Annotated in this window: 21 protein-coding genes and 1 pseudogene; 19 read left to right on the top strand and 3 right to left on the bottom strand. The window is 66.3% G+C overall.

From position 1 onward, the window contains the following. The first annotated feature begins 15 nt into the window (after window positions 1-15). From ACLP4W_RS06390 to ACLP4W_RS06380, 3 genes are read left to right on the top strand one after another with little or no spacing between them, the layout of a single operon-like run. Window positions 16-897, top strand: a complete 882-nt coding sequence (locus tag ACLP4W_RS06390; protein ID WP_442385224.1) for an acyl-CoA thioesterase — start codon at window positions 16-18, stop codon at window positions 895-897. 5 nt (window positions 898-902) lie between these two features. Beyond that, the gene (locus ACLP4W_RS06385) at window positions 903-1,823 is read left to right on the top strand and encodes an LLM class F420-dependent oxidoreductase (protein ID WP_442385208.1); all 921 of its coding nucleotides are present in this window, start codon (window positions 903-905) and stop codon (window positions 1,821-1,823) included. Beyond that, window positions 1,824-3,008 carry an acyl-CoA dehydrogenase family protein gene (locus tag ACLP4W_RS06380; protein WP_442385206.1) on the top strand — a complete coding sequence of 395 codons (1,185 nt, stop codon included), beginning with the start codon at window positions 1,824-1,826 and terminating at the stop codon, window positions 3,006-3,008. It abuts the gene before it with no gap. Here the strand turns inward: ACLP4W_RS06380 and ACLP4W_RS06375 are convergent. Continuing rightward, window positions 2,992-3,678: a DUF427 domain-containing protein gene (locus ACLP4W_RS06375; protein WP_442385204.1), complete on the bottom strand. Its 687-nt coding sequence runs from the start codon at window positions 3,676-3,678 to the stop codon at window positions 2,992-2,994. The two genes, ACLP4W_RS06380 and ACLP4W_RS06375, sit on opposite strands and share 17 nt — an antisense overlap. Before the next feature lie 91 nt (window positions 3,679-3,769). On the opposite strand from ACLP4W_RS06375, the gene ACLP4W_RS06370 reads away from it, so the two are divergent. Next, window positions 3,770-4,240: an RICIN domain-containing protein gene (locus ACLP4W_RS06370; RefSeq protein ID WP_442385222.1), complete on the top strand. Its 471-nt coding sequence runs from the start codon at window positions 3,770-3,772 to the stop codon at window positions 4,238-4,240. A gap of 202 nt (window positions 4,241-4,442) precedes the next feature. Here the strand turns inward: ACLP4W_RS06370 and ACLP4W_RS06365 are convergent, their stop codons facing one another. Continuing rightward, complete coding sequence (locus tag ACLP4W_RS06365; protein WP_442385202.1) at window positions 4,443-4,940, bottom strand: hypothetical protein; 498 nt, start codon at window positions 4,938-4,940, stop codon at window positions 4,443-4,445. A 43-nt stretch (window positions 4,941-4,983) separates the two neighbouring features. On the opposite strand from ACLP4W_RS06365, the pseudogene ACLP4W_RS06360 reads away from it, so the two are divergent. The 15 genes and pseudogenes from ACLP4W_RS06360 to ACLP4W_RS06290 all read left to right on the top strand — a co-directional run. After that, a pseudogene (locus ACLP4W_RS06360) lies at window positions 4,984-5,175 on the top strand (HNH endonuclease signature motif containing protein); the annotation flags it as partial. A 23-nt stretch (window positions 5,176-5,198) separates the two neighbouring features. After that, on the top strand, window positions 5,199-6,368 hold the full coding sequence (locus tag ACLP4W_RS06355) for a CaiB/BaiF CoA transferase family protein (protein ID WP_442385200.1): 1,170 nt from the start codon (window positions 5,199-5,201) through the stop codon (window positions 6,366-6,368). 199 nt (window positions 6,369-6,567) lie between these two features. Continuing rightward, window positions 6,568-7,152 carry a hypothetical protein gene (locus ACLP4W_RS06350; RefSeq protein ID WP_442385198.1) on the top strand — a complete coding sequence of 195 codons (585 nt, stop codon included), beginning with the start codon at window positions 6,568-6,570 and terminating at the stop codon, window positions 7,150-7,152. Window positions 7,153-7,155: 3 nt separating this feature from the next. Further along, complete coding sequence (locus ACLP4W_RS06345; RefSeq protein ID WP_442385196.1) at window positions 7,156-7,860, top strand: NIPSNAP family protein; 705 nt, start codon at window positions 7,156-7,158, stop codon at window positions 7,858-7,860. Window positions 7,861-7,877: 17 nt separating this feature from the next. Beyond that, complete coding sequence (locus tag ACLP4W_RS06340; protein WP_442385194.1) at window positions 7,878-9,089, top strand: cytochrome P450; 1,212 nt, start codon at window positions 7,878-7,880, stop codon at window positions 9,087-9,089. 1 nt (window position 9,090) lies between these two features. Next, window positions 9,091-10,059, top strand: coding sequence for a zinc-binding dehydrogenase (locus tag ACLP4W_RS06335; RefSeq protein ID WP_442385192.1), 969 nt, complete (start codon window positions 9,091-9,093; stop codon window positions 10,057-10,059). 20 nt (window positions 10,060-10,079) lie between these two features. Next, the gene (locus tag ACLP4W_RS06330; RefSeq protein ID WP_442385220.1) at window positions 10,080-10,829 is read left to right on the top strand and encodes an HpcH/HpaI aldolase family protein; all 750 of its coding nucleotides are present in this window, start codon (window positions 10,080-10,082) and stop codon (window positions 10,827-10,829) included. After that, the gene (locus ACLP4W_RS06325) at window positions 10,826-11,224 is read left to right on the top strand and encodes a nuclear transport factor 2 family protein (protein WP_442385190.1); all 399 of its coding nucleotides are present in this window, start codon (window positions 10,826-10,828) and stop codon (window positions 11,222-11,224) included. Before ACLP4W_RS06330 ends, ACLP4W_RS06325 begins: the two co-directional genes overlap by 4 nt. Continuing rightward, the gene (locus tag ACLP4W_RS06320; RefSeq protein WP_442385188.1) at window positions 11,221-11,949 is read left to right on the top strand and encodes an SDR family NAD(P)-dependent oxidoreductase; all 729 of its coding nucleotides are present in this window, start codon (window positions 11,221-11,223) and stop codon (window positions 11,947-11,949) included. The genes ACLP4W_RS06325 and ACLP4W_RS06320 overlap by 4 nt, the downstream gene beginning before the upstream one ends. Beyond that, window positions 11,931-13,466 carry a flavin-containing monooxygenase gene (locus tag ACLP4W_RS06315; protein WP_442385186.1) on the top strand — a complete coding sequence of 512 codons (1,536 nt, stop codon included), beginning with the start codon at window positions 11,931-11,933 and terminating at the stop codon, window positions 13,464-13,466. Before ACLP4W_RS06320 ends, ACLP4W_RS06315 begins: the two co-directional genes overlap by 19 nt. Then, a complete protein-coding gene (locus ACLP4W_RS06310; RefSeq protein WP_442385184.1) occupies window positions 13,463-14,422 on the top strand; it encodes an alpha/beta hydrolase in 960 nt (319 codons plus the stop codon). Before ACLP4W_RS06315 ends, ACLP4W_RS06310 begins: the two co-directional genes overlap by 4 nt. 81 nt (window positions 14,423-14,503) lie before the next feature. Continuing rightward, on the top strand, window positions 14,504-15,697 hold the full coding sequence (locus tag ACLP4W_RS06305) for an enolase C-terminal domain-like protein (protein WP_442385182.1): 1,194 nt from the start codon (window positions 14,504-14,506) through the stop codon (window positions 15,695-15,697). A gap of 92 nt (window positions 15,698-15,789) precedes the next feature. Next, on the top strand, window positions 15,790-17,076 hold the full coding sequence (locus ACLP4W_RS06300) for a hydroxyacid-oxoacid transhydrogenase (RefSeq protein ID WP_442385180.1): 1,287 nt from the start codon (window positions 15,790-15,792) through the stop codon (window positions 17,074-17,076). Window positions 17,077-17,154: 78 nt separating this feature from the next. Continuing rightward, the gene (locus ACLP4W_RS06295) at window positions 17,155-17,646 is read left to right on the top strand and encodes an acyl-CoA thioesterase (RefSeq protein ID WP_442385178.1); all 492 of its coding nucleotides are present in this window, start codon (window positions 17,155-17,157) and stop codon (window positions 17,644-17,646) included. Window positions 17,647-17,739: 93 nt separating this feature from the next. After that, complete coding sequence (locus ACLP4W_RS06290) at window positions 17,740-18,180, top strand: SRPBCC family protein (RefSeq protein WP_442385176.1); 441 nt, start codon at window positions 17,740-17,742, stop codon at window positions 18,178-18,180. 22 nt (window positions 18,181-18,202) lie between these two features. On the opposite strand, the gene ACLP4W_RS06285 is transcribed toward ACLP4W_RS06290, so the two are convergent. Continuing rightward, complete coding sequence (locus ACLP4W_RS06285; RefSeq protein WP_442385174.1) at window positions 18,203-18,895, bottom strand: GntR family transcriptional regulator; 693 nt, start codon at window positions 18,893-18,895, stop codon at window positions 18,203-18,205. Window positions 18,896-19,017: the final 122 nt, after the last annotated feature.

Here is a 19,017-nt window from a genome sequence, read left to right as displayed (position 1 = left end):
GAGGTGGAGCTGATCTTGACCACGGAATCTGAGCAGACTGAGTGGACGGTGCACGGCCTGCTGGACCTGTTTGACGTGCAGGCCGACGGGCAGGATCGGTTCACCGGCGAAACCGGCATCGCCGTTGGCGACGAACGGCAGGTAGTGGAAGGCACCCAGGTGCTCGCGCAGGCGATCGTCGCTGTGGCGAAACGATTCCCGGACAAGTCGGTGCGCTCGGCACACGCGGTGTTCTCCCGCGCCGTCGCCGTCGGCCCGCCGGTCGAATTCGTCCTCGACGTCGTGGCCGAAGGCCGGTCCACCGCTACCGCGATCGTCGCCGTACACCAGAACGGCCGGCGGTGCCTGAGCGTGACGGTGCTGGCCGACGTCCCGACGGGCGACGTCATTCGGCACCACCTGCCGCGGCCCGAGGTGGCGGCGCCGGCCGATGCCAACGTGTCGGAGATGCCGATGATCGGGCGGGAACTGCGACTCGTCGACGTCGTCGACGTCAACAGCCCCGATGAGGTCGGGCCGCCGGAGCTGCACGCGTGGCTGCATTACGACCCGATCCCGACCCGCGACGACCTGGCCAAGGCGCTCGTCGCGTACTTCACCGGCCATCTGGGGATTTCCACCACCATGCGCGCCCACCCGGGCATCGGGACCAGCCAGGCACACCTCACCGTGTCCACCGCGCCGATGACGATCTCGGTCGCCTTCCACGAACCGGTGCGCTGGGACGGCTGGCTGCTCTACACCCACGAGAGCACCCAGGTTGGCGCGGGCATGTCGTACGTCCGTGGCACGGTGCACACCGAGGGGGGCGAGCTGCTTGCCTCGTTTGCCCAGGAGGCGCTGATCCGCCCGCTGCGCACCAGCGACACGACGATCGACGCCCGCTCGAGGTTTTAGCAGCTATGTACTTCACCATCACCCACCCGATGCACAGCCATCCGTACAACCCGGAGCTGGTGAGTGGGGAAGGTATTGCCACGGTCGCAGCTGCGGCCGAAGCGGCGGGAATTCATGGTTTCGGCTTCACCGACCACCCGGCGCCGTCGCAGCGATGGCTGGAAGCCGGTGGACACGACGCCTTAGATCCATTTGTCGCACTGGGTTACGCGGCGGCCAACACGACCACGCTGCGGATGATCCCCAATATCGTGGTGCTACCTTATCGAAACCCGTTCGTGGTAGCCAAGTCCGGTGCAACGCTCGATCTGCTTTCAGGTGGCCGATTCACGCTCGCGGTCGGCTTGGGTTACCTCAAACGGGAGTTCGCGGCGTTGGGGGTGACCTACGACGAGCGTGCCGAGCTGTTCGATGAGGCGCTGCAGGTGATCCGGGCGGTGTGGACAGCCGACGACATCTCCTTTGAGGGAAAGCATTTCAGCGCGCGTGGGATCACCGCCCACCCTCGGCCGGTCAGCAGCCCACATCCGCCGATCTGGATCGGCGGCAACACCACGACGGCCCGGCAGCGAGTCGCGCTGTACGGTGACGGCTGGTGTCCGTTTCCCGCCGCGCCAGACCTGGCGCAGACGGCCGGCACCGCGGTCATCGACTCGGTGCAGCGCCTCACCGCCGGCATCGATGACCTACGCCGCCGATGCGATGCGGCGGGCAGAGATTGGTCCGCGATGGACGTCACCTTCACCAACTTCGAGGGCGGCAGCCCCGCGAACGACGAATTCAACGCTGACGCTTACCTCGATGGTTTGGAAACGCTGGCGAAACTGGGAGTGACGTGGGTGAGCGTCCACCTGCCCGGCGACAGCATGGCGCACGTCCTGGATACCCTCGAGCGTTTCCGAACCCTCGTCATCGATGCGGTCTAGATGGACTTCTCACGCGTCCAGCTTTCGTCCGAGGACCAGGCCTTCTTTGCACAGACCCGGACTTTTGTCGACGAACATGTCACCGACGAAGTGCGGCAGCGTAATCGCGAGTTCGGCGAAAACTTCGATGAGCAAGTCCATTTGGCGCTGGGCAAAGCGGGATATCTGGCCTCGGACTGGAACCTGGAGTCCGAAGGCGGATTCAGCCCCGTTCGCCGGCGAATCTTCGACCTCGAGATCGGCCGTGCTCACACGCCGTGGTACCACTGGGGCACCACGTCCGTCGTCGCACGCCTGGTGCAACAATTCGGCGCACCGGAGCTCACCGACTTGGTATTGCCAGGAGTGCTGTCCGGCGACATCCGCCTGTGCTTGGGTTACACCGAGCCCGAAGGGGGATCGGACGTCGCCACCTGCAAAACCCGCGCCGTCCGTGACGGCTCGGCAGACGGGGCGTGGATCATCAACGGCTCGAAGATGTTCACCTCGAATGCGCACAACGCCAAGTACGTCTTCCTGCTCACCAACACCGACCCGCAGGGGCCCAAACACAAGAACCTGACGATGTTTTTGGTGCCTCTCGATTCACCGGGCATCGAGATCCAGGGCATCCGCACGCTGGACGGTGACCGCACCAACATCGTCTATTACAGCGACGTACGCGTCGATGACCTCTACCGCATCGGCGAGGTCAACGGTGGCTGGACGGTGATGCGGTCGGCGCTCGACTCCGAGCACGGCATCACAGACCGGGAAGATCATGGCTTGCAGAACATTTCGGCCATGTCTGAGCACGGCCGGTTGATGGCCGAAGCCGTGGACACCGTCGCCGCGTTGGCAACGCAACGGGATGCCGACGGGCGGCGCCTTCTCGATGATGACTCGGTCAAATACCGGCTGGGGCGCAGCATCGCGCGGATGGAGGCGGCAGTGTCCACGCCCGGGATGTACGGGCGCGTCGCGCTCGCGCAGACAATGCGCGATGTCTCAACCGATTTGATGGACATCGTGGGGACCGCGTCGGTGTTGCCGACCGACACCAAGGGCTCGGCCGATGACGGTGCAGCGGAATACCTTTTCCGGCATGCATTACCGACCGGGATCTACGGCGGCACCATGGAGGTGTTCCGCAACATGATCGCCCAGCACGAGCTCAAGCTGGGACGTCCTAGCTACGGCGGGTGAGCGGCAGCTCGGCGACGACGTCGACGCGAGTGGCGTCGAAACTGAGGAATCCCTTGATAGGAAGGGTTTCGGGGGGCGGGTCGCCATAGCTCCAGGCGACGTCGTCGACCTCCGTGTTGTCGAGGACGGCGGACCAGTATGTCGCGTAACCCTTGTAGTTGCAGTAGCTCGACGTGTCCGATCGCCGCAGCAGATCGGTGCGCACGTGTGCGGGATCAACGTAAAGCCGAGGCTCGAGTGCCGTCTCGAACACGATCACCGTGTCCTTGGTGTCCACCAGGACGGTGCCCTCGACGCAGACGCGCAGGTGGCGCTTGGTCGGTCGGCAGTCGACGCGGTGGTATGGGTTCGGCGGGTAGTGGACGAGTTTGCGGCCTTCCTCGAGCCAGGTGTCGACGGCGCCCCAGGGCACGTGGACGAAGCCCGGGGCTTCCGGCTCCGGCTCGGTCGGTAGGTCGCCGACCACCTCGGCTGGGAACACATAGCTGAGTGGGTGAGCCTGCCGGTGCACCATCAGCGCACGTTCGGTGTCGATCACCAGGCGGCCATCCCGGAAGGCCTGGACGCGCCGCGGATGCGGCTCGATGTAGGCGACGTCGGCGGGGACCGGCGCAGAGAACCGCCCGGCCGGATCGCTGCTGAGCGGACCGCGTCCGGCAACCAGAGTCATGGTGTCAACCCTTCCAGCTGCGCCGCCGGTTATCCACAGGCGGCCGCTTCATCAGAATTAATGAGAACATCACCAGAAGATGGAGCTGACAATGCACGAGTTGCGGTTAATAGGCGCTGTCGGCCGGGTCCTTGTCGTAGTCGGCACAGCGTTCGGTGTCGCGATGCTCAGCGCTGGTGAGGCGGGTGCCGACGGACCAGTCCAGTTGAGAAGCCGATTAGGCGACGTTTGTCTGGACGCCCCGGGTGGGAGCTGGTTGACCGCGGTGGTGATCAACCCCTGCAATGGGTCTGACTTCCAGCGTTGGAATCTCACCGGCCGGCAGCTCGAGAGCGTGGCCTTCCCCGGGGAGTGCCTGACAATGCCGGGAGAGAGCTGGTTTTCGCACCTCGGGCCCTGTATCGATACGTACGCCCAACATTGGAGTGCCCAGCCCAACGGCCAGGTCACGACTGACACCGGTGGCTGCCTCACCGTCCTCGGCGGCCCTGGCCCTGGGACTTGGGTTTCCTCCCGCTGGTGCAATGGCGATCCCAACCAAGGGTGGGATAGCGTTCCGTAACCGGGCTTCTTGGTACATCTCATCCCCATCAGCCATCCCACGTCGACGAGTTCGCGGCGCTCGACCGGGACGCAGATTCGTCACCTCACAGCAGATCGGTAATTGGCGCCCAGCCTGCGGCTAACAACGACACGCAACATCTAGGGATGACAACGCTCACTGACCACCAGCGGCATGAAGCCAATTCAGCCGACGGTCGCTGTCAACGTCGCCGTGTGACGCACATGATCTTCGCCGGGGCCGCGGCCATCGCGATGCTCGCACTCTTCGACGCCACCGCACCGCTCGGTACCGGCGAAACCACGGTCGCATCGGGGTCAGTGCGCCTGGTAGACCAGGCCAGCGACGTGCCGGGGCTGCCGCCGTCGCCGGGGCTGCCGTTGCCGCCGGGGGTGGCGTTGCCGCCGGGGACGGTGTTGCTGCCGGGGGGGATGCCGGTGCCGCCGATGCCGCCGGGGACGGTGTTGCCGCCGGGGACGGCGGTGTTGCCGGGGGGACCGGACTTGCCGCCGCTGCCGTCGCCCGTGGACTTGTCGCGGTTGGGGGCGCCGGACGTGCAGCAGGTGTGGGCGTGGATGTTGCAACAGATGGCATCGCCGCCGCCGCCGAACGTGCCGAACGAGGTCTGCCGGTACAACACGGTCAGGGTCCCCTGCTGAATCGTGTCGAGATGCCCGCAAAGTGTGATTCGTTGACTCATTCGTAGCTGCCCGCGAAGAGGTGGCGGTAACGGGCGCCTTCCCCGAAAACAGGAAATCGCGGAGCGCAAGTTCCGAAACCATATGCGCGACATGCTGTTTCTCTTCAAAGGCGCGCCGAGCACCAGCCCGTTCTGTCGTTGGGTGAACGATCCCCGCGAGCCGGAGGAGTTGCCTGCGGACTGGCAGCCCGACGATCTAATCCCTGATCCCCTGCCCGACGATCCGCCCTTCTAGAACGGTTGATTATTGTCCGAGTCATGGCGGGACCTGTAGAAGGCATCAAAGTCATCGAGCTCGGGGTCTGGGTGGCGGGACCGGCCGCCGGTGGCATCCTGGCCGACTGGGGCGCCGACGTCGTCAAGATCGAGCCGCCGGGCGGCGACCCGGGGCGCATGTTCGGCCGGATGCTGGGATGCGATCTCGGGGTCAACCCGCCGTTCGAAATGGACAACCGCTCCAAGCGCAGCATCGTCTTGGACCTCACCACCGACGCGGGCCGCGACGTCGCGTTCGAATTGCTCTCTGACGCAGATGTTTTCCTGACCAATGTGCGGCCCCGAGCGTTGCAACGTCTGGGGCTGGACTACGAGTCGGTGTCCGCCCGCAACGGCCGCCTGGTCTACGGCCTGATCACCGGGTACGGCGATACCGGTCCCGACGCCGACCGTCCCGCCTACGACGTGGCCGCGTTTTGGTCGCGTGCTGCCGTGGCCCATCTGCTCACCCGGCCCGGCGATACGCCCCCGTTCCAGCGCGGCGGCATGGGCGACCACTCGGCCGGCATGACGCTGGCCGCGGCCGTGTGTGCGGCGCTGCTCGCCCGCGAACGCACCGGCACCGGACAACTGGTCACCACCTCGCTGTACCGCCAGGGTGCCTACACCGTGAGCTTCGACCTGAACACTTACCTGCTGACCGGCCAACCGATCGCGATCGGACAACGCGAATCGATGGGCAACCCGTGCATGAACAATTACACCGCCGGCGACGGGCGGCGATTCTGGATCGTCGGTCTGGAAGCCGATCGGCATTGGCCCGCGCTGTGTCGCGCCGTGGGCCGACCGGAGTGGCTGGACGACCGCCGATTCGGCGATGCCGGCGCCCGCGCCGCCAACGCGGTGGAGCTCATCGCCGAGTTGGACAAGATCTTCGCGACCCGCTCGCTTGACGAATGGGCGCGAGCCTTCGCGGGCGAGCCGGATTTCTTCTGGTCACCGGTCAACACGCTGGAGGACGTCGTGGCCGACGAGCAGTTCCACGCCGCGGGTGGCATCGTCGACGTGCCGGACGGGGAAGCCAGCGTCGCGATGGTGGCCACGCCCGCGGATTTCCATGGCACGCCGTGGGCGCCGCGTTCTGCGGCACCGAAACTGGGGGCGCACACCGACGAAGTTCTCGCCGAACTGAAGGCGCGCCGCCCCTCGTAACCGCTCACCGGAGCTTTACAAATATACGCAAAAGTGTCACGCTGTCCGGTGGGTCGCGTCACCCGATTCGCCGGACCGGGCCCGTCCCGGATCGGCGCGGCGTGAGGCGGCAGCCCATAGCAACAGCCCCATAACCAGAGCCCAAGCGCTGCAGGTAACGCCAACGCACCGAACCGGTGCGGCGGTGAGGAACGGATTTATGGTCACCTCAACGTTCGACATCAGCGAGAACAGTAGGGTCAGTGCCGCACGAGCAACCCGCACAGACGGCGAGTGTCTGCGATATCGACTGAACGTCGTCGCGGCCAGCGCCGCAGACGTCGTGCAGTCGGCGGGGGGTTGGCTCTACGACCGGGTGATGGCCGGTTGGGAGGTGAGCGCGCTGCTACCGCACGGCTGCGATACCCGGCCACTGCGGATCCTCGGGGTGCTGGCCCTGGACGCCGAGTCGGAGTTAGCGGCGCAGTCGGTCCTGACGGGCCCGACGCGCCAGAGTCTGGCGGTCAGTGCCGAAGCGTTCACCGCGGACGCACGCGTGCGCGACAAGGTGCTCAAGTCCCTGGGCAACCGATTGACCGAGGTCGCGCTGTGGGGTGACGGCTGGCCCCTGGGAGTCGATCGCGCGACGACCAAAACGCAGCACGTGCTCAGCGCGGCTGCGCGCAGATTCAAGGGCCATGCGCTTGCGGCGGCCGGGATCCCCTGCGATTCAGTCGAACCCGCCGAGACGCTGTTGTGTGATGCATTTTCGCCGGTCGATTCCGATCTGGTCCGGCTCGATTAGCCCATGAAGAAGTATTACCGCCACACACTGCTGTACCTGCACGAGACGATCTCGCTGGGGTCCGGACGAACTGACCGCTTCACCGAAATGTTCACCAACACCTACCAGCCGATGATGGATGAGCTCGGGGCCCGGCTGTTCGCGATCTGGGAAACCACCGCGTACAACGGTCACTGGCCGCAGGTGACGATCATCTGGGAGATCGACGGATTCGCCGACTACGCCAGGATCGGGGCCGCCCAGGCGCGCGGCGGCAGCCATGAGGCCGCGGCGGGCAAATGGTCGGCGTTTCTGGCGGACATCGGCGCCTCGGGGGAGGGGCGAATCATGTATCCCGGACCGAGCAACAAGACGCTGGCCCAGCTGCGCGAGACCAATTTCACTGCGCCGCTGGTGATTCAAGAGATCATGCAGACCAAGCCGGGGCGTCAAGACGACTACATCCGCGAGCTGGAGCGGCTCTATGTCCCCTGGTCGGAGCGCACGGGCAAGCGCTGGCTGGGGTCGTTCACCACCACCTTCCGGTACAACGAGGTCATCCACTACTGGGCACTGGACGGCGGCTGGGAGTGCTTCGCCAACCATTACCCGTCGTGGAAGGACAGCCCACCCGCCGAGATCGTCACCTGGATGAGCGTGGCGCCGGCGCTCCGCGATGGCTGGGAAGACTCGATTCTGCAGGCCCTACCGCCCTCGCCGCTGCGGTGAATAGTCAGGGCGGACCAGTGGACTTCAGCTACGACCCTTTCGACGCCACGGTGATGGCAAACCCGTTGGCGTACTACCGAATCCTGCGCGACGACCATCCGCTGTACTACATGCCGCAGTGGGACACCTTCGCGCTGTCCCGCTTCGAGGACATCTGGCGGGTGCTGGAAGTCAACGACGGGACATTCGTCGCGTCGGAAGGGACTTTGCCGCCGACGGCCGTGTTGGCAAAACGCAACACCGGGCCCGTCGAGGATCCGCCGTTGCACCCGTTGCCATTTCACGCGGTGTTCGACACCGATTTGTACGGCGAGATCCGCCGCGCGCATTCAGCGCCGTTGCGGCCCAGGTCGGTCGCCGGGCTGGAGGCCAGGATTCGCGCCCTGGCCAACGAGAGGCTCGATCTGCTGCTGCCGGGCGGATCGTTCGACCTGACCCAGGAATACGGTGGGATCGTGGCGGCCTCAATGGTGTGCGGACTGCTGGGCCTGCCGGACGATCTCGCGCCGCAGGTGTTGGCCGCCGTCAATGCCGGCAGCCTGGCCGAGCCGGGCGTGGGTGTCGACACCGCCGAAGCCCGGCCCAACTATCTGGAATTCCTTGTACCGGTTGTCGAGCGCCGCAGGGCCGAGCAGTCGGGGGAAGCATTGCCCGTTGTGGACGGACTGCTCGGCTACCGGTTGCCCGACGGCAGCGCGCTGTCCGACGTCGAGACCGCGACCCAGATGCTGTGCATCTTCATCGGCGGCACGGAAACGGTGCCCAAGATCGTCGCCCACGGCCTGTGGGAGCTCAGCAAGCGCCCCGACCAGCTGGCGGCGGTGCGCGCCGACCTCGCGACCAATGTGCCGCTCGCGCGCGAGGAGATGATCCGGTATTGCGCGCCCGCGCAGTGGTTCGCCCGAACTGTGCGTAAACCCTTCAGCATTCACGGCGAGACCCTCAATCCGGGTCAGCGCATCATCACGCTGCTGGCCTCGGCCAACCGCGACGAGCGGGAGTACCGGGAGCCCGACGAGTTCATCTGGAATCGGCCCATCAAGCGGTCGCTGGCGTTCGGCCGCGGCCAGCACTTCTGCATCGGCTACCACCTGGCCAGGCTGGAAATCGATGTGCTGGTGCAGGAATGGCTGCGGCGGGTCCCGGACTACACAATCCACGGCGACACCGCCACCCGGCTGCCGTCCAGTTTCCAATGGGGATGGAACAAGATCCCGGTGGAGGTCTGAGGTGTGGTCCCACCGGATCATCGCGCCGTATCTATTCGAGCGGACATCGATCCCTGACAAGACGCCCGAGCAGCTGGCCGATGGTCAGGTGCTGCTGCGGTACCTGGCCGCCGGCGTCTGCGGCAGCGATATGCCCGCCTTTCGCGGTGCCCGGGGCCGACTCCCCGGAGACGACGGACCAAGCGCCGCCGAAAAAGACGGGTTCCCAATCCACGAAATCGCCGGAGAGGTGATCGCCAGCCGGCATCCCGATCACCGTCCCGGCGATCGCGTGGTGGGCTGGGCATCCGGATTCGACGGCCTGATGGAACGCGTGATCAGCGACGGCACCGGGCTGGCGCCCTACGATCCGGCGCTGACGCCGGCCCAGGCGGTCGGCCTGCAACCGCTGGCGTGTGTCCTGTATGCGTGCGAACAGTTGCCGGAGCTGGCCGGCCGGCATGTCGCGATCATCGGCCAGGGCTCGATCGGGCTGCTGTTCTCCTACGTCGCCAAGGCGTGCGGCGCCCGGCGCGTGACCGGGGTCGACCCCGTCGACCGCGAAAGCCTCGCAACGGCATTCGGAGTCGACGACGCGGTACGTGCCACCAGCGACCGCTGGGTGAGCCAACTGGACCCCGGCGACCGCGCCGATGTCGTCATCGAGGCGGTCGGTCACCAGGTGGCCACGCTCGGGCACGCCATCGAAGCCGCCGCCCCCGGCGGCACCGTCTTCTATTTCGGGGTTGCCGACGACGAGGCCTACCCGATCAGCATGCGCCTGATGCTGCGCAACAACCTGACGTTGAAATCCGGTGTGACGCTTGATCGGCGCCGTGTACTGGAGCTCGCCGCTAAGTTCGCCGCGGAACATCCCGAGCTGCTCGGCACCTACCTCACGCACACCTTCGGCGTCGACGACGTGCAGGGCGCGTTCGACCTGGCCTGCCGGCCGGTCCCCGAGCGCGTCAAGATCGCGATCGCCGGGTGAGGTGGTAAGCCGTGGCAGAGATTTCGGCGAGCAACCTGCAGCGGGCGCTGAGCAAAACCACCCCGATATGGGGCGGCTGGATCACCGGCCCGACGATGCTCGGGCCGGAGGAATTCGCAAGGGCCGGTTACGACTACGTGGGTTTCGACGCCCAGCACGGCTACCTCGACGACGCCGATATCGCCGGGATACTGCGGCGCATCGAACACGTGCCGATTGCCACGGTGGTGCGGCTGCCTAACGCCGACGCGGCGCCGATCGGACGCGTGCTCGACGCGGGCGCCGACGCCGTCGTGATCGCGATGATCGAGTCGGCTGAACAGGCTGCCGCGGCGGTGGCCGCCACCCGTTACCCGCCGGCGGGCATCCGGAGCTTCGGCCCGCTGCGCGCCAGCCTGGGGCTTGACCCTGCCGCCCACGAATCCCGGGTGAGCGTGTTCGCGATGATCGAGACGGCAGCGGCGCTGTCCTGCCTCGACCAGATCTGCGCCGTAGACGGGCTGGCTGGACTCTACATCGGGCCCGCAGATCTGGCGATCTCGATGGGTGTCGACGTCGTCGGGGCAACCAGAAATCCCGAAGTTCTGGACGCGATCGTGCGCATCCATCGCGCGGCCGCGGATGCCGGGCTGATCACCGGGATCCACGCCAGCGAGGGCAAGACCGGTCGCACCATGGCGCAGCTGGGATTTCGGATGGTCACGCTGGCGGCCGAGTCACAGGCGCTGCGGCGCGGCGCGGCCGAGCACCTACGTGAGGCGACCGAATGAACGGTGAATGCACCGCAATTCGCGAGGTCATCGCCAATTACGCACTCGCCCTCGACGCCGGAGAGATCGACGAGTGCGTGCGACTGTTCACAACCGACGGGGAATTCCTGGTCTATGGAAGGTCGTTCGCCGGACACGACGGCATCGCCAAGATGTTCCGCGACGCACCACGCGGGCTGCACCTGACCGGAGTCTCGCGCATCGACGTCCACGGCGACACCGCGACGGCCCTGTCGCAGGTGCTGTTCGTCAGAGCCGGTGACCTGCGTCTGCGTCCCGCGCTGTACGACGACCAACTCGTCCGAGACGGCGCGCAGTGGCTTTTCCAGCGGCGGCGGTGCCAGTTCATCACCAGCCACGGCCTGTCCGACAGCCCCGAGGATCCGTCATCATGAGCCAACGCGTCGCACTGGTCACCGGCGCAGCCGGCGGACAGGGTTGGGCCATCGCCAAACGGCTGCGCGCAGCGGGCTATTCGGTGGCGGCCTGCGATCGACGGGCCGACCAATTGGCCGCTGCGGTCGACGAATTGGGTGACGACGACGTCATTGCGGTCGAGCTCGACGTCACTTCTCCGGCGCAATGGAATGAGGCAGTCGAGCGCGTGGTCGCCCGATTCGGCCAACTGAGCACGCTGGTCAACGGTGCCGGCGTGCTCCATCGGGCGGCGTTGGCGGACGAGACTGTTGAAGACTTTGAAAATGCCTGGCGCGTCAACTGTCTGGGCGCGTTTCTCGGTATGCGCGCCGCCCTGGAACGACTTCGTGAGGCCGACCACGCGTCAATCGTCAACATCTGCAGCACGGGGGCGATCCGCCCATTCCCCCAGCACTGCGCCTACGGCTCGTCGAAGTGGGCACTTCGGGGCCTGACCCAAACCGCCGCGGCCGAACTCGCCCCGTCCGGCATCCGTGTCAACGCCGTGTTCCCCGGACCGATCGCGACACCGATGCTCGACGAGGCCACCCAGACCCGGCTGGCAGCGACATCGATGTTCGGGCGGATAGGCCGCCCCGGCGAAGTCGCCGACGCCGTTGCCTTTCTGGTCTCCGACGAGGCGGCATTCATCACCGGGTCGGAACTTCTTGTGGATGGCGGGCAATGCCTACAGATCCGATGAGCGGCAACCCGTCGATCGGCATCATCGGTGCCGGGCCCGGCGGCATGGCACTCGGAATCATGTTGGCCCAGGCCAGTTTCCGCGACTTCACCATCTTCGACCGCGAGGACGACGTCGGCGGCACCTGGCTGATCAACACCTATCCGGGGCTGGCGTGTGACGTCAAGTCGCACCTTTACTCCTACTCGTTCGACTTGAACCCGGACTGGTCGCGGCTGTGGCCCGCGCAGCCCGAGATCCTGGCATACTTCCAGCGTTGCGCCGACGAGTACGGTCTGCGGCCGCACCTGAAATTGCGGACCGAAATCCGTTCCGCGAGTTGGGATGAGGAAACGCAGCGGTGGTGCCTGACCACCGAAGGCGGCGAAAGCCACCACTTCAATGTCGTGGTGTCCGCCGTCGGATTGTTCACCCGGCCCTTGTTTCCCGACCTCGTCGAAGAGGAGCCGTTCACCGGCACGGTGATGCACTCCGCGCAATGGGATCACTCGGTCCCGCTCGGGGATGCCCGGATCGCGGTGTTGGGTACCGGATCGACGGCGTCGCAGTTGATACCCGAGTTGGCGAAGGTCGCCAGCAAGGTGTATTCGGTGCAGCGGTCCCCGACCTGGGTACTGCCCAAGCCGGACCGGGGTTACACGCGACGCGAGCGCTGGGTCTTCGCCCATGTTCCCTTCGCCAAGAAGCTGTATCGGACCCGGCTGTGGCTGCGCAGCGAAGCCAACATTTCGGTGATCGAGCACGGCAGCGACAAGACCCAGGAGTTCACCGCCATCGCGCTCGACCTGCTCGAAAAGAGCGTCGGCGATGAGGAATTGCGCCGCAAACTGACCCCGGACACCCCGATGGGCTGCAAGCGACTGGTGTTCTCCTCGGACTACTTGCCCACCTTGGCCCGGCCCAACGTCGAGGTGTTGAACAGCCCGGCGCGATACCTGCGGGCCCGTTCCCTGGTCACCGAGGACGGCACCCAACGCGACGTCGATGTCGTGGTGTGCGCCACCGGATACGCCGCGGCCGATTACCTTGGGGAGCTGGATGTTTCGGGAGAGCAGGGTCAGAAGCTGCACGAGGTGTGGGGTGATGGGGCGCGCGCGTATTTTGGCATGGCCGTCCCGGGGTTCCCGAACTTCTTCATGCTCTATGGGCCGAACACGAACGTCGGCTCCAACAGCGTGATCTTCATGCTGGAAGCGCAGGCACGCTATATCGTGCGGGCGCTGAAGTACATGCGGCGCAAGGGAAAGACGTACATCGCGGTGCGGCCCACCGCGCTGGCCGAGTTCGTCGCCAAGATCGACCGCTGGATGGTCGGCACCGTCTGGACCACCCGGTGCAGCAACTACTTCCGCGCGCCCAACGGGCGGGTGGTGACCCAGTGGCCGCGCAGCGCGCGTAGCTTCTGGGAAATGACGCGCAGGTTCAAACCCGGAGATTTCAGTTTCCAGGCCCCGGCGGTGTCCGCCGTCGACGTGGGCACCCGTGGGGCCTCGGCGGTAAACAGGGCTGGTCGATGACGGAGTTGGATGGCTTGGATGGCTGGGTGCGGCTCGATCCCGCGCTGCGCGCCGTCGCGACGACGCGAACCGACTTTTCGCCGGCCGCGGTTCAAGTCATGCGCGAACCGTTCAACCAGCGCCGTAGGGAGGCCGCCGAAAGCACCGATCCGCAAGGCGTGCACATCGTCGACGACGACGTGGCGGCCGAATCCGGCGACGTGGCGGTGCGCATCTACCTTGGCGGAGAGGCGAATCCGGCACCGGTGGTCGTCTACTGCCACGCCGGCGGGTTCGTGTTGGGAAACCTGGATACCGATCATCGGCAGTGCGTGGAACTCGCGCGTCGCGGCGACTGCACGGTGGTGTCGGTCGACTATCGGCTGGCCCCGGAGCACCCCTATCCGGCGGCACTCGACGACGCGATCGCCGTGCTGCGATGGGTGGCGGGCAACGCGACCGAACTGGGGGTGGATGCGGCGCGCCTGGCCGTCGCGGGCAGCAGCGCCGGTGCCACCCTGGCCGCATGTCTGGCGCACGGCGCCGCCGACGGTTCGCTGCCCGCGGTCGTGTTCCAATTGCTGCACCAGCCGGTGCTGGACGATCGGGACACTGCGTCGAAAGCGGAGTTCTGCGCCAGCCCGGCTTTCGACAGCGAGGCCGCGGATTTGATGTGGCGCTACTACCTGGGCCCGATTGGAGGCCCGGTTGCGGGATCGGTAGCCGCCGTGCCCGCACGACGAGACCGGTTGGGCGGGCTGCCGCCTGCTTTGATCACCTGTGCGGAGATCGATCCCTTTCGCGACGAGGCGGTCGACTATGCGCTGCAGCTGCTTCGCGCCGGAGTTTCCACGGAGCTGCATGTGTTTCCGCGGACCTGTCATGGATTCGATTCGCTGCTGCCCGATTGGTCGGCCTCCGAGCAGTTGTTCACCCTGCAGGGCCAAGCCCTGCGGCGCGCCTGGTACGGGACCTGAGCCCGGGCCGCGTTGGTGGTCCGCGGTGCGGGACCTTCGCCTCTACTGTGAGCGTCCGGGCCGGCGCAACAATCTGCTCTCATGAAGATCACCGGGCTGCAGGTCGTACCGTTCGAGACGTTCGTCGATCGAATCTCATTCGGCCAGTTGAACACCGACTACCGTGTGGTGCAGACCGTGACCAAGGTGCTCACCGACGAGGGGGTCGAGGGCTACTACTTCGGCGGTCACTTCCACGGGGACCAGGACGGCCTGCTTCCCGCGGACCAGGCGCTGATCGGGCAATTCCTGAGTCCTCTTCTCGCCGGCCAGGACCCGTTCGACAGGGCAGAGATCTGGCGGCAACTGGGGGCGGCGAAGCTTCCGGAAAACGTTTGCAGCGTCATCGATCTCGCGCTGTGGGACCTGGCGGGCCGAGTCGCCGGGCTGCCCGTGCGCAAGCTGCTGGGCGGTGCCCGCGAGCGGGTCAAGGCCTACGCCAGCAGCTTCAATAATCTCGGATCGCCCGACGAGTATGCCGCCCACGCCGCCGAATGCCGGCAACAGGGCTACCGCGCCTGCAAGATTCACCCGTATCACTACTGGAACCCCGCCACACGGCAACCCGCCCTGCCCCGGCCGTCCTACGTGGACTGGGATATCCAGGTGTGCAGGGAAGTTCGGGCGGCAGTCGGCGACGAGATGGTGCTGATGTTCGACCCGTGGGGCACTTACCACACCTACGACGACGCGCTGCGGGTCGGCCGGGAACTCGAACGGCTGGGCTTCTACTGGTACGAGCACCCGATGCCGGAGTACCGGGTGGAGTCCTATGTGAAGCTGGCCGACGAGCTCGACATCCCGATCTGCTCACCCGAGATCGCCGAGGGCGGCATCTACACCCGGGCCGATTGGATCCTGCGCAATGCGTCCGACATCAGCCGCATCGACGTCCTGCGCGGAGGCATCACCGGCGTCATGAAACTCGCCGGAATGTGCGAGGCGGTCGGCATGCGCTGCGAGCTACACATGAGCGGCTTCGGCAACCTCCAGGTGCTGGGCGCCACAAGTGAAGACGTCTGCGAATACTACGAGCGCGGCCTGCTCGGGCCCGGGGCCCGCTATGACACCGCCCCGCCCTATCTCGCGACGGCCTGCGACCCGCTGGGCCCGGACGGATTCGTCGAGCTACCGACGGCACCCGGGCTCGGCTACGAGGTCCGTTGGGACTACATCGAAAGTCACCGCCTGCCCGACGCGACGGTGGAACCGGTCGCACCACTGCACCCGAGGTAGTGGCCACTGCCGTGTTCGGCCGCGTGCGGTAGATTGCCGTCGCGACCGGCTCAGCAGGACGAGGAGGACGGATGGCGTGCTGCGATGTCCCAATGGCTGCCAAGGACTGCGACGGAGCCTTCACCGTCGACTCGTCGCGGGTCACTTTCGGGCGCGGTTGCTTGGCGGAGTTGGGCGACAGAGCCGGCGCTCTCGGGTTGCGGCGGGTGGCGTTGTTCTCCGACGCCGGCGTGGCGGGACTGCCCATGTTTGCGAAGGCACACGATTCGCTTGTCGCGGCCGGACTGGACGTAGTCACCTACACCGACGTACATGTGGAGCCCACTGACGCGTCTTTTCTGGATGGGGTGCGTTTCGCGCAAGAGGTGAACCCCGATGGCTACGTATCGCTGGGCGGCGGCTCCGTCATCGACACGTGCAAGGCCGCCAATCTGTACGCCACCTATCCCGATGACTTGCTGACCTACGTCAACGCGCCCGTCGGCGAGGGCAAACCCGTACCCGGCCCGCTCAAGCCGCATATCGCATGCCCCACCACGGCGGGCACCGGCAGCGAGGTCACCGGCATCGCCATCTTCGACCTCGTGTCGCTATCGGCGAAGACGGGCATCGCTTCTCACGCGCTGCGTCCCACGGAGGCGCTCGTCGACCCCGACTGCACCGCGAGTCTGCCCCGCGAGGTCGTCGCCTCCGCGGGGCTGGATGTGCTGTCTCACGCTTTGGAGTCCTACACCGCGCGGCCGTACTTCCGGCGGCGCGCTCCCGAACGGCCCAGCCTGCGACCCATGAGTCAGGGTGCCAATCCGTGGAGCGACCTGGGCTGCCGAGAGGCGTTGCGCCTGTTGGGGCAGTTTTTGGAGCGTGCGGTGAATGACGCCTCCGACAGTGCGGCCCGTGAGCAGATGATGTGGGCCGCAACGCTTGCGGGCATCGCGTTTGGCAACGCGGGTGTCCACGCACCACACGGCATGGCGTACGCGGTGGCAGGGCTGGTGCGGGACTTCCGCCCCTCGGGCTACCCCGCCGATGAGCCGCTCGTGCCGCATGGCATGGCCGTCATCCTCAATGCGCCGTCGTCATTCCGCTTCACAGCGGAGGTGAGTCCGGAGCGGCACTTGGAGGGCGCACGGCTGCTCGGTGCTGACACGCGGGGCGCCCGTGCGAAGGATGCGGGCGAGGTGCTGGCCAACGAACTAATCCGCATCATGCGAGCGGTGGGCATGCCGAACGGGCTGAGTGGGGTGGGCTACACCGAAGATGACGTGGACGCCCTCACCGCGGGTGCTCACCCTCAGCAGCGCCTATTACAGAACGCTCCGCGCGAGATGAGCAAACCGGTTCTGGCGGAGCTGTTTCGGCAAGCCATGCGCTACTGGTAGTCCAAACACGCTCGCGATTATTCACCCCGCATCCGTCCAGCACGGCGCCCCGGATCTGAAACATGTTGGAATACAACCATGAGTTCAGGTCCGTCGGCTCCGTCGGTTCCCCCCGCACCGGAGGGGCTCACCAGCGACGACTTCCCGGTGCTGTGGCCGGTAGGAACCCGGTGGGCCGACAACGACATGTTCGGCCACCTCAACAACGCCGTCTACTACCAGCTGTTCGACACCGCGATCAACGCCTGGATCAACACGACCACCGGTGTTGACCCGATCACCACGCCCGCACAGGGCATCGTCGCCGAGTCGGGTTGCCGCTACTTCTCCGAACTGCATTTCCCGGAGGGCCTCGTCGTGGGCCTCGCGGTGACGCGGCTGGGCCGCAGCAGCGTCACCTACCGGCTCGGCGTGTTCCGCGCCGACAACGGCGAAGCCCAAAACAACGCGCGGCCGATCACCGCGCTGGGACACTGGGTGCATGTCTACGTCGATCGGACCAGTCGCAAGCCGGTCCCGATTCCCGACGCCATCCGCGCACTGCTGTCGACGGCCTGCGTGGACCGGTAAGCCTCAGATCGCGCCCCGGGCGGTCGTTTTCGCGCGAACCGCAGCCCGGACTGCACTGTCGGTGGCCGTCACCCACCCGGTTATGCTTCGCCAATGGCAGTTTTGAGCAAGACCGTCGAGGTCAGTTCCGACGCCGCGTCGATCATGGCCATCGTCGCCGATTTCGAGGCGTATCCGCAGTGGAACGAGGGGATCAAGGGGCTGTGGGTGCTCGCCCGCTATGACGACGGGCGTCCCAGCCAGCTGCGGCTGGACACCGAGGTTCAGGGCATGGCAAGCACCTTTATCCAGGCCGTCTACTACCCGGGGGCCAACCAGATTCAGACCGTCTTGCAGCAGGGCGACCTGTTCACCAAGCAGGAGCAGCTGTTCAGCGTGGTGGAGGCCGGGGCGTCGAGCTTGCTGACGGTGGACATGGACGTCGAGACCGCTATGCCGCTGCCCGCGCCGATGGTGAAGTCGCTCCTCGACAACGTGCTGGACGTTCTCGCGGAAAACCTGAAGCAGCGCGCCGAGCAGCTGGCCGCCAACTAGGGGCGCGGCGGCCGGGGTCGGCTCAGTCGAAGATTCCGGTGCGGTCCAGCATCTCGGTCAGCCGGGTCGCCGCGTCGGTGAATTGCCAGACGGTGTGCTCGATTACGGCGGCGGCGTCCCGCCGACGCAGCGCCGCCACCAACTGCCGGTGGTTGTCGACCGCGGCCGCACCCCACTGCGGATCCGCGGCGTACACCAGCACCGGCATGTAGCGCGCGGCATTCAACAGGAACCACGCCAATTTGATCCGGCCGGAGGCCTGGTTGAAGACACGGTGAAACGCGAACTCGATGCCCGCGATGGTCTCGGCATCGCTGGACCCGACGGCGGCCGCGAGCGCGTCGTTGATGCGGTCGAGCTCGTCGATCTCGGCATCGGTGATGTGTTCGGTGGCCGCGGCCGCCACCTCCTTGGCGATCGTCGCCTGCAGCCAGAAGATGTCCTGGATGTCCTGCCGGGTCAGCGGCGCCACGACGTGACCGCGGTGGGGTTCGAGCTGCACCATGCCCTCACCGCGCAGTTTCAGCAGGGCCTCGCGCACCGGAGTGACGCTGACCCCGAGTTCGGCCGCGGTCTCATCGAGGCGGATGAATGTTCCCGGGCGCAACGTCCCGGACATGATCGCCGCCCGCAGGTGACCCGCGACCTCGTCCGACAACTGCGCCCGGCGCAGTGGCCGCCGTCTCCTCGGCTGCGTATATGTCGGTGCGTTCACGTGGCTGCCAGGGCTTTCAGGGGCGTGGCTGGGGCTTCATCGGTTCGCGACGGGGCTTGTCAGGGGGCCGCTAAGGCCATAGTGTGACCCACACAACACTATGTTTTATCAAATATCAACTT

Source organism: Mycobacterium sp. (assembly GCF_052145595.1).
Taxonomy (GTDB): Bacteria; Actinomycetota; Actinomycetes; order Mycobacteriales; family Mycobacteriaceae; genus Mycobacterium.
Note: the sequence above shows the minus strand (reverse complement) of the source record. Positions and strands in the feature narration are given on the sequence as shown.

Excerpts from the sequence above, each read along its gene's own strand:
- ACLP4W_RS06380 (WP_442385206.1), top strand. The coding sequence starts at position 1,824 with ATGGACTTCTCACGCGTCCAGCTTTCGTCCGAGGACCAGGCCTTCTTT.
- ACLP4W_RS06355 (WP_442385200.1), top strand. The coding sequence starts at position 5,199 with ATGGCGGGACCTGTAGAAGGCATCAAAGTCATCGAGCTCGGGGTCTGG.
- ACLP4W_RS06350 (WP_442385198.1), top strand. The coding sequence starts at position 6,568 with ATGGTCACCTCAACGTTCGACATCAGCGAGAACAGTAGGGTCAGTGCC.
- ACLP4W_RS06295 (WP_442385178.1), top strand. The coding sequence starts at position 17,155 with ATGAGTTCAGGTCCGTCGGCTCCGTCGGTTCCCCCCGCACCGGAGGGG.
- ACLP4W_RS06345 (WP_442385196.1), top strand. The coding sequence starts at position 7,156 with ATGAAGAAGTATTACCGCCACACACTGCTGTACCTGCACGAGACGATC.
- ACLP4W_RS06320 (WP_442385188.1), top strand. The coding sequence starts at position 11,221 with ATGAGCCAACGCGTCGCACTGGTCACCGGCGCAGCCGGCGGACAGGGT.
- ACLP4W_RS06315 (WP_442385186.1), top strand. The coding sequence starts at position 11,931 with ATGCCTACAGATCCGATGAGCGGCAACCCGTCGATCGGCATCATCGGT.
- ACLP4W_RS06370 (WP_442385222.1), top strand. The coding sequence starts at position 3,770 with ATGCACGAGTTGCGGTTAATAGGCGCTGTCGGCCGGGTCCTTGTCGTA.
- ACLP4W_RS06310 (WP_442385184.1), top strand. The coding sequence starts at position 13,463 with ATGACGGAGTTGGATGGCTTGGATGGCTGGGTGCGGCTCGATCCCGCG.
- ACLP4W_RS06365 (WP_442385202.1), bottom strand. The coding sequence starts at position 4,940 with ATGAGTCAACGAATCACACTTTGCGGGCATCTCGACACGATTCAGCAG.
- ACLP4W_RS06385 (WP_442385208.1), top strand. The coding sequence starts at position 903 with ATGTACTTCACCATCACCCACCCGATGCACAGCCATCCGTACAACCCG.
- ACLP4W_RS06290 (WP_442385176.1), top strand. The coding sequence starts at position 17,740 with ATGGCAGTTTTGAGCAAGACCGTCGAGGTCAGTTCCGACGCCGCGTCG.
- ACLP4W_RS06300 (WP_442385180.1), top strand. The coding sequence starts at position 15,790 with ATGGCTGCCAAGGACTGCGACGGAGCCTTCACCGTCGACTCGTCGCGG.
- ACLP4W_RS06305 (WP_442385182.1), top strand. The coding sequence starts at position 14,504 with ATGAAGATCACCGGGCTGCAGGTCGTACCGTTCGAGACGTTCGTCGAT.
- ACLP4W_RS06375 (WP_442385204.1), bottom strand. The coding sequence starts at position 3,678 with ATGACTCTGGTTGCCGGACGCGGTCCGCTCAGCAGCGATCCGGCCGGG.
- ACLP4W_RS06325 (WP_442385190.1), top strand. The coding sequence starts at position 10,826 with ATGAACGGTGAATGCACCGCAATTCGCGAGGTCATCGCCAATTACGCA.